Origin of the sequence: Desulfobulbus sp. (assembly GCF_031547805.1) — a bacterium.
GTDB lineage: Bacteria > Desulfobacterota > Desulfobulbia > Desulfobulbales > Desulfobulbaceae > Desulfobulbus.
Window position 1 is genome coordinate 13,647 of the sequence record NZ_JAVBRQ010000046.1, and the last position, 14,199, is coordinate 27,845.

Sequence of the window (14,199 nt, forward strand, 5' to 3'; positions counted from 1 at the left end):
GCGTTTACCGGTGGGCGGCGTTGATCGCCTCTAAGACCTGGCCGTCGGGACAGAGATCGGCCTCGGCCAGACTGTTGAGCGGCCGCTCGCAGGTGTGGAGGATCTCGTGGGTGTCGGCGGACTCCGGGTTGATGTACAGCACGCCGGTGAGAATTACCCCTTGGGCCTTGTGGTCCTCGAGATTGTCGATGGCCTGGCGGCGGTCGGTGATGTCCGGGGCATCGTGGTGCTTGTGCAGGTGGATCACCGAGTTGTCGTGCAGGGTCACCTCCTGGACGGTGTCGCCGTCGTATTCGGTGGTGATGGTCTGTTGGAAAGGCACCAGGTCGAAGGTGTTGGTGGCCTCGCTGTGTTCACGCACCCAGTGGTAGCTCTTGGTCGATTCCGGATTGTTGTTGAAGGTGACGCAGGGGGAGATCACGTCGATGAACGACAGTCCCTTGTGCGCCAACCCGGCCTTGATCAGGGGCACCAGCTGCTGTTTGTCGCCGGAGAAGCTGCGGGCCACGAAACCGGCGCCCAGTTGGATGGCCAGTTCGCACAGGTCGATGGATTCCAGCTCGTTGACCGCGCCCTTCTTGCTTTTCGAGCCCTTGTCGGCGGTGGCCGAATACTGGCCCTTGGTCAGGCCGTAGCAGCCGTTGTTCATCACGATGTAGAGCATGTCGAGATTGCGGCGGACCGCGTGCATGAACTGGCCCATGCCGATGGAGGCGGTGTCGCCGTCGCCGGAAACGCCCAGGTAGATCAGGTCGCGGTTGGCCATGTTGGCGCCGGTGGCGATGGAGGGCATGCGGCCGTGCACCGAGTTGAAGCCGTGCGATTTGGCGAGGAAATAGGCCGGGCTCTTGGAGGAGCAACCGATGCCGGACATCTTGACGACGCGGTGCGGCGGCAGGGCCAGCTCGAAGCAGGCCTGGATGATGGCGTTGCAGATGGAATCGTGGCCGCATCCGGCGCAGAGGGTGGAAATGCCGCCCTCGTAATCCTGGCGGCGGTAGCCGGCGGCATTGGGCGGCAACTCGGGATGGCGGAAGGTGGGGCGGAAAAAGGTCATGGGGTGCCTCCTCGGTCGGGAGTGTTCTTGGGGAGGATGACGCCGCGTTCCGCCAGGGCTTCCTCCAGGGCGCGGGTGAGAAAGCGGCTGGCCACGGGCAGGCCGTCGTAGCTGGCGATGGGCACCAACTTGTCCGGCGGCAGGCCGCCCTCGTTGATCAGCAGGGTCCGCATTTGGCCGTCCCGGTTCTGTTCGATGACGAACACCAGTTCGTGGGCCAGAATGAAGTCGAACACCTCCCGCTGGAAGGGGAAGGCGCGGAGGCGCATGCTGTTGACCGCGATGCCGCGGTCGCGCAGCAGTTCGATGGCCTCGTAGGCAGCCGGCGTGGTGCTGCCGTAGAACACCACGCCCAGGCGGGCGTCGGCGTTGGTGAGCCTAATCCGGGCCAGGGGCAGCAGCCGTTTGGCAGTCTCCCACTTCAGCCGCAGCCGTTCCAGGTTGCGAACATAGGTGGCGTTGTCCTCGGAATAGGCGGCGTATTCGTCCCGCGAGCTGCCCCGGGTGAAGTAGACGCCCTTGTCGGGATGGGTGCCGGGATAGGTGCGGTAGCAGATGCCGTCGCCGTCGACGTCGCGGTAGCGGCCCCACCGGGCGGTGAGGGCGTCGAGTTGGGCGGCGTCGAGGACCTTGCCCCGGTCGTAGCGCCGCTGCGGATCCCAGGCCAGGGGCGGGCCGTAATGATCGTTCATCCCCAGGTCGAGGTCGCTCATCACGATCACCGGGGTCTGCAGCCGTTCCGCCAGGTCAAAGGCGTCGGCGGTCATGTCGAAGCATTCCCTGGGGTCGCAGGGAAAAAGGAGCGGATGCTTGGTGTCGCCGTGGGAGGCGTAGGCGCAGGCCAGCAGGTCGGATTGCTGGGTGCGGGTGGGCATGCCGGTGGAGGGACCGACCCGTTGGACATCGATCAGCACCGCCGGGATTTCGGCGTAATAAGCCAGGCCGAGGAATTCGGTCATCAGCGAGACGCCGGGGCCGGAAGTGGCGGTGAAGGCGCGAGCCCCGTTCCAGGAGGCGCCGATGACGATGCCGATGGCGGCCAGTTCGTCCTCGGCCTGGACAATGGCGGCCTTGATCCGGCCGGTGCCTTCCTCGATCCGGAACTGCTCGGCATAGCGGCCGAAGGCCTCGACGATCGAGGTGGAAGGGGTGATCGGATACCAGCCGACCACGGTTGCGCCGGCAAAGATCGCCCCCAGGGCGGCGGCGCTGTTGCCGTCCATGATGATGGCGTCGCCCACCCGGTCGCTGCGGCGCACCGTAAGCTTGCAGACGCCGGCATGGTGGTCGCGGGCATAGGCGTAGCCGAGCTCCAGGGCCCGGATGTTGGGTTCGGCCAGGACCGGGTTCTTGCGGAACTGCTTGCGCAGCGACTCGACCAGCACCTCGGCCTCCATGTCGAGCAGGGCCGCCAGCGCGCCGACATAGATGATGTTTTTCAACAGGGGCCGCATCTTGGCGTTGTCGAAGGCCTCGTTGCACATGGTGGTCATGGGGATGCCGATCGTGGTCACGTCGTCGCGGCCAAAATCCTCGGGCAAGGGCCGGGAAGAGTCGTAGACGAAGTAGCCGCCCGGCACGAGGCCGTCGTAATCCTGCCGCAGGGTCTGGCCGTTGATCGCCACCACCAAATCGACATCGCCCCGCCTGCCCACGTGGCCGCGCTCGTTGACCCGCACTTCGTACCAGGTGGGTAATCCCTGGATATTGGAGGGGAAGATGTTCTTGGGGCTGACCGGCACACCCATGCGGAACACCGCCTTGGCGAACAGGTTGTTGGCGCTGGCCGAGCCGGAACCGTTGACCGTGGCGAAACGGACGACAAAATCGTTGATGCTTTCCAGTTGCTTCATGGTTGCCCCGCCTGAGCTGAAAGGTAGAGGAACTTTTGCATCTCCCAGGCCGAGGTCGGACAGCGCTCGGCGCAGAGCGAGCAGTGCAGGCACACATTCTCGTCCTTGACCATCACCTTGCCGCTGGCCACCGGCCCGGCCAGGTAGAGGCTCTGCCCCAGGTGGACGGCCGGGGCCTTGAGCCGGGTGCGGAGCTCTTCTTCCGTGCCGTTGTCGATAAAGTTGATGCAGCTCTCCGGGCAGACGTCGACGCAGGCGTCGCATTCGATGCAGAGCTCGGCCCGGAAGACGGTCTGGACGTCGCAGTTGAGGCAGCGTAGCGATTCGGCCTGGCCGACCTGTTGATCGAACCCGAGTTCCACCTCGAGCAGCCGGTCCTTTAGGGTCTTGGCCTTGGCGAGCACCGGCACGGCCTGACGTTCGGTGACCGTCACCTGGTTGTGGTAGAGCCAGTCGTGCACGCCCATTTTCTGGCCGGCCAGGTTCACCTTGGGGGCGGGCCGGTCGAGGAGGGAGAGGCCCCGGCAGAAGAGGTCGATGGAAATGGCCGCCTGGTGGCCGTGGGCCACGGCGGTGATGATGTTGCGCGGGCCGAAGGCGGCGTCGCCGCCGAAAAAGACCTGGGGCAGGGACGACTGCAGGGTGAGGGAATCGAGTTCCGGCAGCCCCTGGGGAGTGAACCGGATGCCCGCGTCCGGCTCGATCCAGGGGAAGGCGTTCAATTGGCCGACCGCCAGCAGCACCTCGTCGCAGGGAAAGAACACCGCGCCCTCGCCGTCCGGCTCGGACCGCATTCCGCCCGCGGCATCCGGCACCGCCTGCATCCTGGCAAAGCGCATGCCCACCAGGTGGCCGTGTTCGATCACAAACTCCAGGGGAATGTGGTTGTCGACGATCGGGATGTCCTCGCCGAGGGTATCCTCGATTTCCCAGGGCGAGGCCTTCATCTCGGAACGCTGGCCGCGCACCATCACCTTGACGTCGGTCCCGCCCAGGCGGCGGGCGGTACGGCAGCAATCCATGGCGGTGTTGCCGCCGCCGATCACCAACACCCGTTTGCCGATCGAGGTGACATGGCCGAAAATCACCCCGGCCAGCCAGTCGATGCCGATGTGGATTCCCTGGTCGCCGGCCTTGCGGCCTGGAAGATCGGGCAGGTCGCGGCCGCGCGGGGCGCCGGTGCCGACGAAAATCGCATCGTACCTCTTGGCCAGCAAGGCCTTCATGCTCCCGATCCGGTGATTGAAGTGGGTGTGCACGCCCATGTCGAGGATGTAGTTGACCTCGGTGGCCAGCACCGGCTCCGGCAGGCGGAAGGAGGGCAGCTGGCTGCGCATGAAGCCGCCGCCCTTGGCCTGTTCGTCGTAGAGGTCGATGGTGTAGCCGAGCGGCATCAGGTCGCGGGCCACGGTCAGCGAGGCCGGGCCGGCGCCGATCAGGGCGATTTTCTTCCCGTTTTTCTCGCTGGGAATGGCCGGGAACCGGTCGGCCAGGCCGAGGTTGCGGTTGTCGGCGCAGAGCCGTTTCAACCGGCAGATGGCCACCGGCTCCTTTTCCACCCGGCTCCGGCGGCAGGCCGGCTCGCAGGGCCGGTCGCAGACCCGGCCCAGGATACCGGGAAAAACATTGGATACCCAGTTGACCATGTAGGCGTCGGTATAGCGTTTTTCGCTGATCAAGCGGATGTATTCCGGCACCGGGGTATGGGCGGGACAGGCGAACTGGCAGTCGATCACCTTGTGGAAATATTCCGGATCCTCAATGTTGGTCGGTTTCACGGGATGCGCTCCTGGGCTGACAAGAGGAAGCTGATGGGAATAGTTACTAAATTTTCAATCTAGAGGAAAAGAAGGGACAATGAAAGGCTTTTCACTGTCCCAAGGGATAAATCGTGCGGATCGGCCGGTTGTTGGCACCCCGGATTGTAGACTACTCTATGGGAAGAACAACATGAAAAATTGCATTCATCCGGTTTTTGTGGAACCATGGTCCCACAACGTGCCGCGCTCCATGGTAAAAATCGTCATCGAAACATAGGGCCACGCCAGAGTCATGGAGTGCCGGCGCGGTTATGAACCGGGGAGGAAGGGAAGCGTGAATTCGGCATTGGAAATTCGGATGAGCAAAGAGGCCATCAATGCCCTGCCGCTGGCATGCTGGCAGGGGGCGATCCATTGCGTCCGCACCGCCGGGGAGGCGGAAGAGGCGGCCATGCGGCTGGCGCGCGCCGACTTGCTCGGGTTCGACACCGAAACCCGGCCGGCGTTTCGCAAGGGACAAAAATACGCGCCCAGCCTGCTGCAACTGGCCGCCGAGGACGAGGTGGTGCTGGTACAGCTGGAGAGCTGCGGTCTGCCCGCCCCGCTGCGGGACCTGCTCGAAAACCCGGCCATTGCCAAGGCCGGAGTGGCCCCCGACTTCGATCTGAAAAATCTGCAGGAGTTGCATCCCTTCCGGCCGGCCGGCTTTGTCGACCTGGCGCGGATGGCCAAGACCCGGGGCATCCGCCACCATGGCCTCAGGGGCTTGGCCGCGGTGGTCTGCGGGCTCCGCATTTCCAAGTCGGCGCGAACCAGCAATTGGGCCAGTCCCGAACTCACCGACCGCCAGATCCGCTACGCCGCCACCGATGCCTGGATCGGCCGCGAGATCTATCGCCAACTGGTGGCCCAGCTCCCTCCCGGGTCATGATCCCCCGATTGTTCCCACAGCCGATCACTGCCGCAACGGCCCGGCCGGCGGCGGCAAACCCGTGTCATCCTTCCCGCGTCCGTAGTAGCGGTAATAGCCCAAGAGATTGCTGGTGAGGAACAGGGCTTCCATCAGGGTGGCGACCGGGGTGCCGGCCAGGATGTTGTGCACCAGCCAGAGGCTGGAGGCCGCCATCAGCAGTTGCCGCAGCCGCTTGTCATCGGCGCAGAACGAGCCGATGGTGCCGAAAATCGACCCCAGGCAGCTGAGCACGCTGAGCGGGCCGTGAAAGGTGAAGGCCGCGACGAGCAGGGAGGCGGCGATGAAGGCTGCCATCGCCTTTTTCGAGGTGGTTCGGTAGCTGGCGATGAAACGCACCGCCGTCAGCCCGGCCACGCCCGTGGCGGTCCAGTGTTGCAGCAGCGCGAAATGCGCGGTGATCAGCAGGCAGGAGACGATCAGGCAGGCGATGATCCGGCGGCGTTCCTTGAATTGGCAGGAAGCCAGGTCGAAACAGATGGCAATGGCGGCCAGGATCTGGGACAGGATGAACGGCGACATGGCAGCCTCCGGGCCGGCACCTGGGGAACGGGCAGCGGCGGTCAGGCGGAAGGGGCGGTCGCAGGGTCGCTCTTCAGGGCCTGGATGCCCGAGGCGGCGGCGCCGAGCAGTGCGGTCTGCGGATTGAGGATCACCTGGACCGGGATGCGGGCCAGCATCCGGCGGTGAACTCCCCGGGCGAAGACGGCCATGAACCGGGGCGCCTCGATCAACGGCAGCACCCGGGCCGCCAGACCGCCGCCGATGAAGACGCCGCCCAGGGCCAGGGTTTTGAGGGCGAGATTGGCGGCCTCGTCGGCCAGGATGTCGAGGAAGAGGCGCAGGGCCTGCACGGCCGGGTCGCAGGGCTTGCCGCGATGCATGGCGCCGATGGCCGCCTGGACGATGACCGGCGTTTGATCGAGGGCCTCGGTCAGTTCGGTTGCCAGCCACTCCGGCACCGGTCGGTCGGCGGCGACAAAGGCGAAAAGCTCGGGGATCGCCAGGCCGGAGCAGACCTGTTCCACCGAGACGTGTCCGTGCTTCCTGGTCATGAAGCTCAACAGTTCGATCTGCTCCGGTGTCCTGGGGGCAAAGCTGGCGTGGCCGCCTTCCGAGGGAAAAGGCAGGAAAAGATCGCCATGCGGCACCAGGAAGGCCTCGCCCAGGCCGCTGCCCGGTGCCAGCACCGCCATGGCCGCCCCTGCGGAGGGCTGTCCGTCCGGGTTGAGCGGCCGCACATCTGCGGGTGCAAGCCAGGGAATGCCGGCGGCGGTGGCCACCAGGTCGTTGATCAGCAGGGCTTGTTCGCACCCGAAGCGCGCCTGCAAGGCCGCGCCCGCAATGGACCAGGAGAGGTTGGTCATGCGGACCGCGTTGTCCAGAATCGGCCCTGCCACACCCAAACAGATGGCCGCAGGCAGCGTCCGGTCGGCGAGGAAGGCGGCCAGCAGGTCGTCGAACTCGGTGAAGTCCCGGTTGCGGAAGGTCTGCTGCCGCAGCGGCGGTCCGGGCCAGGAGTCGGCCCGGTACAGCGCCAGGTTGGTCTTGGTGGCGCCGAGGTCGCCGGCCAGGAGCAGGCTGCCGTCGTTGGTCGCGGTCACGGGCGCTCACCCTTCCTTGAGCAGCCGGATGTCCCAGGCTTCGGATCGGTTGTTGTTGGCCGGGTTGTCGACGATCTTGAACTCGAAGATCCGGTACGGCTCCTGGAAGAAATGGTCCGAGGAAAGCGTTGACTTCGACAGGTGGAAAAAGACGGTCTCCGGTTGGAGCACGCCCTCCTGCAGCCGGTAGTAGCGGAAGAAGCCGAAGCCCCGGTCCTGGTTGAAATTGGCCACCGTGCCCCGTTGCCAGCGTTCGCCGTTGTCGCCGTGGCTGCCGGCGATCGGCAGCAGACCCGGCACCAGGAATCCGGAGATGTAGGAATCGGCCACCTCGCGCAGCTCCTTGTTGACATTGTGGAAGCCGATGACCTCCACCCGGCAGCCCATGTTCTGCAGGGCGATGATCAGGCGGAGGAAATCGCCGTCGCCGGTGAGCAGGATGATCCGGTCGAGGTTGCGGGCCTGGAGCAGGGCGTCGATGGCCAGGTCCATGTCGGCGTTGGCCTTGGTGGTGATGTTGCCGTCCTCGTCCTTGAACCGGCGGACATACTTCTTGATGATCTTGAAGCCGCAGTTGCGCAGGATGTTGTGGTAGGAATAGACCTTCTGCCGGTACTCCGGATCGCGCTGGGTGCGCTCGTGGTCCTCGGCCAGGTAGCAGTTGGCACGGAGCATCGACGAGTTACTGCTGTTGGCCAGGCCGAAGAGCACATCGTAGCGCATGCCGTAGCCGCCGCTCATCTTGATGTTTTCGGCGTCAACGTAGATTGCTGTCTTGAGCATGGAACAATTGTGGCATTGAGGTGATTCCAAAGGGTTGTCGGTCCGATCTTACTCCTATTCGATGGTTGATAGACAAGAAAACACCTTTAAAATCAACGATAACATGAAATTTTTTAAAAGACTCTATTAAGCGCACGGGACACTGCGCCCCAGTTGATCAGTCACGCCTCCGGCACACTGGGACGCACCACGATGGCCTTGAACAGATTGCCGGCACGATCATCGATGAGTTCGATCTGCGGCCAAGCCCGCAGTGCGCGCAGCAGGCCGCTACCCAGTCCTCGATAAGGCAAGAGTTTGGCGGCAAAGGACGCCAGAATCGGGTTGCGCATATTGGAATTGCCGGCCTTGATATTTTCGATGGTCAGGTTGTTGGGCAGGTGGCCGGGGCTGACGATCTCGACCCGATCAGGAAAAACCAGCACGCGCACCGGGGCACTGATGAAATAGTCGCGGTGGATGAGGGCGTTGACGACCAACTCTTCCCAGACGATGCGGGGGATCTCAAGCTGTCCTTGCGAGTTGAAGCCCTGCTCACCCTGCGTGGAACGGATGTTGGCAATGATGAAGCTCAGCGTCTGCTGGAAAACATCGGCCAGCTTGCCGGTGATGTCACGGCTGTCGATGTAGCGTTCGTCCTCGATTTGGGTGCCGACAAGGGCGACGGCTTTGACGATGAACGCGGGTAGCGCGTACTGCGGTGCCTTGGCGAACAGCAGGCTGCCCGCCACGTTGAGCTGCCCCTGATTCACCAGGTTCATATTGGTCAGCAACTGCGGCAGTGGCTGGTTATGCTGAGCGAGCGGCTCGCCGAACTGCTGCGCGAAGAAGGCTTCGAAGTAGGGCATGTCCAGATCACCCGTACTCAAACCCGGCACGGGCGTTTCGTCGGCATGCACCAAGCCCGCGTGCTGGAACAGGCGCTGAATTTCCTCACGCGAGGTGGCGCGGCGCTTGTCCGAGCCATTCTTCACCCAAATCGCGCCGTTCTTGTCCATGTAGGGTTTGTTTACGCCCTCGGCGATGGAGACCACAAGTACCGTACCGGCCGGGTGAGGCACGTTTTCCGTGAGCGGGTTCACGGCGGGACGCACAATCTGTGAGGCCGCGTTGGCGATGAGCTGGTTGAGGCGGGCAACGTCGGCACCGGATAGGCCCCGCACCGAACCATCGTCGTTCACACCGATGAAGATGCGCCCGCCAGCGGTGTTGCTGAAGGCGACGATCTCCGCCGCCAAAGCATCGGCATTGGTCATGTCCGCCTTGAACTGCTGCCGGCTGTCCTCGCCCCGGCTAAGCAGGTCAATCAGCTCTGTGGTTTCCATAGGTTGTAGACCTCTTTGCGACGGTTGAAGGCTGCCTGACCTCCTTCCATGATGTTGATGATCGCGTCTTGTACCGGACGGGCGTCGATGCTGCCGCTTTGCGTAGCGACCTTCTCATCCTGGTACTTGCAGGCATGCACTTGCTCCGCATCGCCCAGCACCGGGAAATTGGCGTTGTGGGTGGCGAAAATGAATTGGGCGTGAGGCTTCATTTCACGCAACAGCTTGATCACATCGTCGTAGATGGTCTGGTTGTCCAGATCGTCTTCCGGCTGGTCAATGATGATCACGTCGTTTTGGCGCTGACTGAGTACGTACAGCAGCAGTGCCGAAGCGCGCTGCCCGAGCGAGTGGTGCTTCAGCTCCTTGCCGCGATAGCGGATGACGAAACGGTTGGGCACCTGCCAGGTGACGAACTCAGTCAGGTTCTGCATGAGGGTCTTCTCGAAGACCTCGGGGGTGCTGCCAGCCTTGACCAAAGCACCCGGCAGGGCACGCAGGAGGCCGCCGAAGTCGGCATAGTCCTCCATCACTGCGCGCAGCGTGGTTTCGCGGATGTTGCTTCCCTTGAAGAGCTGCTGCATGAAGCTGATAGCGGCTTCCTTGTCGCCCTTGAAGTCGGCTTCGATCTGCAGGGCGGTATGGCCTGCGTTTACTCGGTCCAGCTCCACTTTGATGGTGTTGAATTCGCGCAGCCAGAGTTCATTGAGCTTGTCGATCTCGGCAAACAGCGCGTCGCGGATGCTGGTCTGCTGTGATTCCTGCTTGGCCAGCGCCTCCAGCATTAGCTCCGCCTTGGTCTTGCGCTGCTGCTGGGCCAGAAAGTCGTCCGGCTGGATGGCCGTCATGCCAGTTTGCTTGAGTTCCTGAGCCAGTTGCCGTTCGACTTGCGCGAACTCTTCCTGAAGGCTCTTGCTTGCGCCTTCAAACTCGCTCTGCTTGGTCTTGAGGCGGCCCGCAATAGTGCGTGCATCTTGCTCGATCTGCTTGAGCTGATCGATCTTGGCAACGAGGTTGGAGAACTCGGCGTAGTAGGCCGCGAAGAAGTCTGAGTTTTGCTTGGACACATAGCTCGTGGCGTTGCGCAACTCGTCTTCGTGTTCGGCGATCAGTTGTCCCAAGGCGCGGATGAAGTTGTCCGCCCGCTCCTTCATGCGTGCCAGCGCAGTAGCGTCCTGCTGGAAGCCGAGGCGCTTTTGGAGCTTGTCTGCGACGCCGTGCTCCACGAATTTGGTCAGACGGAACTTGGCATCGTTGAGTTGGGCCTCGAAGTCGCGCTTCTGCTCGGCGGTATTGCTGAGCTTGAGCCAGCGCTGAGCGGCGTCACGCACGCGTTGGCGTTGAGCCTCGATTTCGTCACGCAGCACACGGAGCTTCTCGCCAACCAGTTTTTCTACCAGGTCAGTCTCGAAGCCTTCGCCGGTGCTGGAGAGGTCTTTCTGTCCGAAATAAATTGGGCGGTGCAGTACGGTTTCCCGAATCGATACACCGGGCTGCAACTTACCGCCCAAGTAGACATTCGGCGCTTCGCGGAAGATGCGGGAGATGGTGAACTCCTGCCCGTATACATCCCAGGCCGTCAGCGTCACCTTGCCGCCGCTACCGAGGGTGTGGCGGATCAACTCATCCTTGTACTTGGTGTCCTGCGCCTTCTCGCCACGAGGAATGTCGAGGGCGTAGCGCACCGCTTCAAGGATAGACGACTTGCCGCTGCCACGGATGCCGATCAACGTGTTGAGTTCGGGCGAGAAATGCAGCGTCTTCCCGTCGAGGACGCCCCCGTCGAAGTGGATGCTACGGATGTGCGACGCCAAATGCTTGTGCGGCTCCATGGCTACTCGCGTAGCGGGATCGCTCAATGCAAACTTGACCGCCTCAAAAGACAACTCGCCCAACTTCAGGTAACTGGTCTTGCCCCGGCCGATTTCATCGATGCACTTGGGGTCACTGCCCTCAAGTTCGGCGGGGTACCAGTTCTGCAACCAGCTCTGAGTCTTGGTACGGCAAGGTTTGTCTTTGCCTGCACCGTCGTGCGTGCGAACCTTTTGGAAGCCTAGGGTTTTACGCCGGAAGAATTCGTTCTGCCCCAACTCAGTGAGTCGGCCGCCATCCAGTTCTGCCCACAAGCCGCTCGGTGCTTCGACATGGGCAAAAACGAGGAAGAAATCACGGTGATAGCTTTCCAGCCTCCTGATCGTCTCCAGAAGAGACCAGGAGGTGCGGCCATTCTCCTGTTCGTACTGAGCAGGCGTTTTGCCTTCGAAAGCGCTAGTCAGAAAGGGGTTGATGTAGTTGTGTTCATCGATCCATGCGTCCGAGAACACAACAAGCGTATGGATACCATTGGCCCCATCGTTGACTGATAACTCGACACCTGGCAGCAGCGCGACCCCCTTTTTCTGGGCCGTCTTGCGCAGTGCTTTGAACTCATCAAAGTCGAACTTATTGTGATTGGTGACAACGCCAAGTCGGATGCCCGCTTTCTCCAACGCATCCACATAGTTGCTGTTGTAGAAGTTGCCAACGCTCGCGTAGTTGAATTCGCGGTCTGCTCGGGTATGCAGATGAAAGTCTACGCGTACCCACTGTGCCCCTTCTGCGAAGACAAAGGACCGAGCCCCTGACTGCTTTGGTGGCTGACTTTCCATCAGCGACTCCTCCTTGTTGCTGTGCAGGCTAACAGATTGGTGTCCACTTTTTCCAGACTACCTCATAGAGGTAGCCTGATGAAACAAAAGACAAGCTAACAAAACCCGATTTCCTGTCCGAACATCGGGGAACAACTCTAACTTGCCATGCGGAAAACAAAAAAAATCAAACTACATCAATGAGTTATAAGATTTTTTGCCTGCCGTTGCCAGCTCATGCCAGACACCTAATCATTCCCACTCGATGGTCGACGGCGGCTTGGAGGAGATGTCGTACACCACCCGGTTGACGCCGCGCACCTCGTTGATGATTCGGTTGGAAATGCGGCCCATCAGCTCGTAGGGCAGGCGCGTCCAGTCGGCAGTCATGGCATCCTTGCTGTCCACGCAGCGCAGGGCGATGACATGCTCGTAGGTACGGCCGTCGCCCATGACGCCTACGGTCTGGATGGGCAGGAGCACGGCAAAAGATTGCCAGACCTTGCGGTACCAGCCGGCATCCTTCATCTCCTCCAGCACGATCACGTCGGCCTGGCGGAGAATGGCCAGCCGCTCGGCCGTGACCTCGCCCATGATCCGGATACCCAGGCCCGGACCGGGGAAGGGCTGGCGGTAGATGGCCTCTTCGGGCAGGCCCAGCTCCAGGCCCAGTTCGCGCACCTCGTCCTTGAACAGCTCGCGCAGGGGCTCGATCAGATCCAGCTGCATCCGTTCGGGCAGGCCGCCGACGTTGTGGTGCGATTTGATCGGCGCCTTGCCGCGGAACACCACGGATTCGATCACGTCCGGATACAGCGTGCCCTGGGCCAGATAGCGGACCTGCCCCAGCTTCTTGGCCTCGGCCTCGAAGATCTCGATGAAGCCGTAGCCGATCCGCTTGCGTTTTTCCTCGGGATCCTTGATCCCGGCCAGGGCGGTCAGGAAGTAGGCGGACGCGTCGATATCGACGACCTTGAGTTTGGTCTTCTCGCGGAAGAAGCGGAGCACGCTTTCCGATTCGCCGGTCCGCATCAGGCCGTTGTTGACGTGGATGCAGGTGAGCTGGTCGCCGATGGCCCGGTGGACCAGGGCCGCGACCACCGAGGAGTCCACCCCGCCGGACAGGGCGCAGATCACCCGGTCGGCGCCGACCTTGGCCCGGATCGCGGCCACGGTCGCGTCGATGAAGGAGTGCATGGTCCAGTCGGGGCTGCACCCGCAGAGACCGAAGACGAAGTTGCGCAGCACATCGGTGCCGATCAGGGTGTGGGCGACCTCGGGATGGAACTGCACGCCGACGAAAGGTTTTTCGGCGTGGCGGATGGCCGCGTAGGGCGAATGGGCGCTGGTGGCGGTGACCGAAAAGCCCGGCGCCAGCGTTTCGATGCGGTCGCCGTGGCTCATCCACACCTGGTGGTGGGCCGGCGCCGTTTCCATGCCGGCGAACAGGCCGCCGGTGTATTCGACGTGGAGCTGCGCCTTGCCGAATTCCCGCTTCTCGGCCCGTTCCACCCGGCCGCCCAGTTGGGTCACCATCAGTTGGGCGCCGTAGCAGATGCCCAGCACCGGTATGCCCAGATCGTAGACGGCGGGGTCGATGTTTGGCGCGCCGCTTTCGTACACGCTGGCCGGACCGCCGGTGAAGATGATGCCGACAGGATTTTTCTCTTGGATGGCCGCCATGGCCTTGGTGTAGGGGACCACTTCGCAATACACTTGGTTTTCGCGCACACGGCGGGCGATGAGCTGGTTGTACTGGCCGCCGAAGTCTGCAATAATGATGGTTTGATATGGCACGGTACTCCTCCTTGAAACGTTGCAGATGGTTTACAAAATGATTGTACAATAAAAGGGGCGGCAAGGAAAGGGGATATTGGCAACTGCGGTTGAAACATATCCTAGCGACCATACGTTTTAAGGGCAAGGCCTTTTGGCTGGGAAAGCAGGAAACGCTGATGCCGAACGGACTGGAAACCTTCAAACTGGGCCGCATTTTGCCGCGCCAAACTGCAAGGCTGGTGCGCGTATTGCTTTTCAGCAGCCTTGCGCTTAGTCTTCCCCTCCCTTTCCTGGACCACGCACTTTTGCACGCCGCTCTCATCTGGAACATCTTTTTGGCGGCGCTACCGCTTTTGTTTGCCATTCTGCTGCAGCGGCGGCAGCAACTGGCAAAAAACGGCCCACTGAGCGTGCTGTGGTGGCTGCTTTGGCTGACCTTCT

10 protein-coding genes and 1 pseudogene are annotated in these 14,199 nt (G+C 62.3%); 2 read left to right on the forward strand and 9 right to left on the reverse strand.

Annotated features, from left to right (window positions below):
• Positions 1-4 precede the first annotated feature (4 nt).
• The 3 genes from RMR13_RS14565 to RMR13_RS14575 are packed head-to-tail and all read right to left on the reverse strand — an operon-like array spanning position 5 to position 4,688.
• Positions 5-1,057 carry a 2-oxoacid:ferredoxin oxidoreductase subunit beta gene (locus RMR13_RS14565; protein WP_310601351.1) on the reverse strand — a complete coding sequence of 351 codons (1,053 nt, stop codon included), beginning with the start codon at positions 1,055-1,057 and terminating at the stop codon, positions 5-7.
• Positions 1,054-2,910, reverse strand: a complete 1,857-nt coding sequence (locus RMR13_RS14570) for a 2-oxoacid:acceptor oxidoreductase subunit alpha (RefSeq protein WP_310601352.1) — start codon at positions 2,908-2,910, stop codon at positions 1,054-1,056. The genes RMR13_RS14565 and RMR13_RS14570 overlap by 4 nt, the downstream gene beginning before the upstream one ends.
• Positions 2,907-4,688, reverse strand: coding sequence for an FAD-dependent oxidoreductase (locus RMR13_RS14575; RefSeq protein WP_310601353.1), 1,782 nt, complete (start codon positions 4,686-4,688; stop codon positions 2,907-2,909). Before RMR13_RS14575 ends, RMR13_RS14570 begins: the two co-directional genes overlap by 4 nt.
• 316 nt (positions 4,689-5,004) lie before the next feature.
• Here RMR13_RS14575 and RMR13_RS14580 point away from each other — a divergent pair, with 316 nt between their 5' ends.
• Positions 5,005-5,601 carry a 3'-5' exonuclease gene (locus RMR13_RS14580; RefSeq protein WP_310601354.1) on the forward strand — a complete coding sequence of 199 codons (597 nt, stop codon included), beginning with the start codon at positions 5,005-5,007 and terminating at the stop codon, positions 5,599-5,601.
• A gap of 24 nt (positions 5,602-5,625) precedes the next feature.
• Here the strand turns inward: RMR13_RS14580 and RMR13_RS14585 are convergent, their stop codons facing one another.
• The 6 genes from RMR13_RS14585 to guaA all read right to left on the reverse strand — a co-directional run bounded on the left by RMR13_RS14585 (position 5,626) and on the right by guaA (position 13,776).
• Positions 5,626-6,162: a YgjV family protein gene (locus RMR13_RS14585; protein ID WP_310601355.1), complete on the reverse strand. Its 537-nt coding sequence runs from the start codon at positions 6,160-6,162 to the stop codon at positions 5,626-5,628.
• A 41-nt stretch (positions 6,163-6,203) separates the two neighbouring features.
• Positions 6,204-7,244, reverse strand: a complete 1,041-nt coding sequence (locus RMR13_RS14590; RefSeq protein ID WP_310601356.1) for a glucokinase — start codon at positions 7,242-7,244, stop codon at positions 6,204-6,206.
• Between the two features lie 6 nt (positions 7,245-7,250).
• The gene (locus RMR13_RS14595; protein WP_310601357.1) at positions 7,251-8,027 is read right to left on the reverse strand and encodes an NYN domain-containing protein; all 777 of its coding nucleotides are present in this window, start codon (positions 8,025-8,027) and stop codon (positions 7,251-7,253) included.
• A gap of 161 nt (positions 8,028-8,188) precedes the next feature.
• The gene (locus RMR13_RS14600; RefSeq protein WP_310601358.1) at positions 8,189-9,352 is read right to left on the reverse strand and encodes an RNA-binding domain-containing protein; all 1,164 of its coding nucleotides are present in this window, start codon (positions 9,350-9,352) and stop codon (positions 8,189-8,191) included.
• Positions 9,334-12,000 carry a TrlF family AAA-like ATPase gene (locus RMR13_RS14605; RefSeq protein ID WP_310601359.1) on the reverse strand — a complete coding sequence of 889 codons (2,667 nt, stop codon included), beginning with the start codon at positions 11,998-12,000 and terminating at the stop codon, positions 9,334-9,336. Before RMR13_RS14605 ends, RMR13_RS14600 begins: the two co-directional genes overlap by 19 nt.
• Positions 12,001-12,231: 231 nt before the next feature.
• The gene (guaA, locus tag RMR13_RS14610; protein WP_310601360.1) at positions 12,232-13,776 is read right to left on the reverse strand and encodes a glutamine-hydrolyzing GMP synthase; all 1,545 of its coding nucleotides are present in this window, start codon (positions 13,774-13,776) and stop codon (positions 12,232-12,234) included.
• Between the two features lie 158 nt (positions 13,777-13,934).
• On the opposite strand from guaA, the pseudogene RMR13_RS14615 reads away from it, so the two are divergent.
• Positions 13,935-14,199: pseudogene (locus RMR13_RS14615) on the forward strand (hypothetical protein); the annotation flags it as partial.

Bases quoted from the DNA above. Each gene is read 5' to 3' on its own strand.
- RMR13_RS14565 (WP_310601351.1), bottom strand. From the start codon at position 1,057: ATGACCTTTTTCCGCCCCACCTTCCGCCATCCCGAGTTGCCGCCCAAT.
- RMR13_RS14585 (WP_310601355.1), bottom strand. From the start codon at position 6,162: ATGTCGCCGTTCATCCTGTCCCAGATCCTGGCCGCCATTGCCATCTGT.
- RMR13_RS14595 (WP_310601357.1), bottom strand. From the start codon at position 8,027: ATGCTCAAGACAGCAATCTACGTTGACGCCGAAAACATCAAGATGAGC.
- RMR13_RS14605 (WP_310601359.1), bottom strand. From the start codon at position 12,000: ATGGAAAGTCAGCCACCAAAGCAGTCAGGGGCTCGGTCCTTTGTCTTC.
- RMR13_RS14570 (WP_310601352.1), bottom strand. From the start codon at position 2,910: ATGAAGCAACTGGAAAGCATCAACGATTTTGTCGTCCGTTTCGCCACG.
- RMR13_RS14600 (WP_310601358.1), bottom strand. From the start codon at position 9,352: ATGGAAACCACAGAGCTGATTGACCTGCTTAGCCGGGGCGAGGACAGC.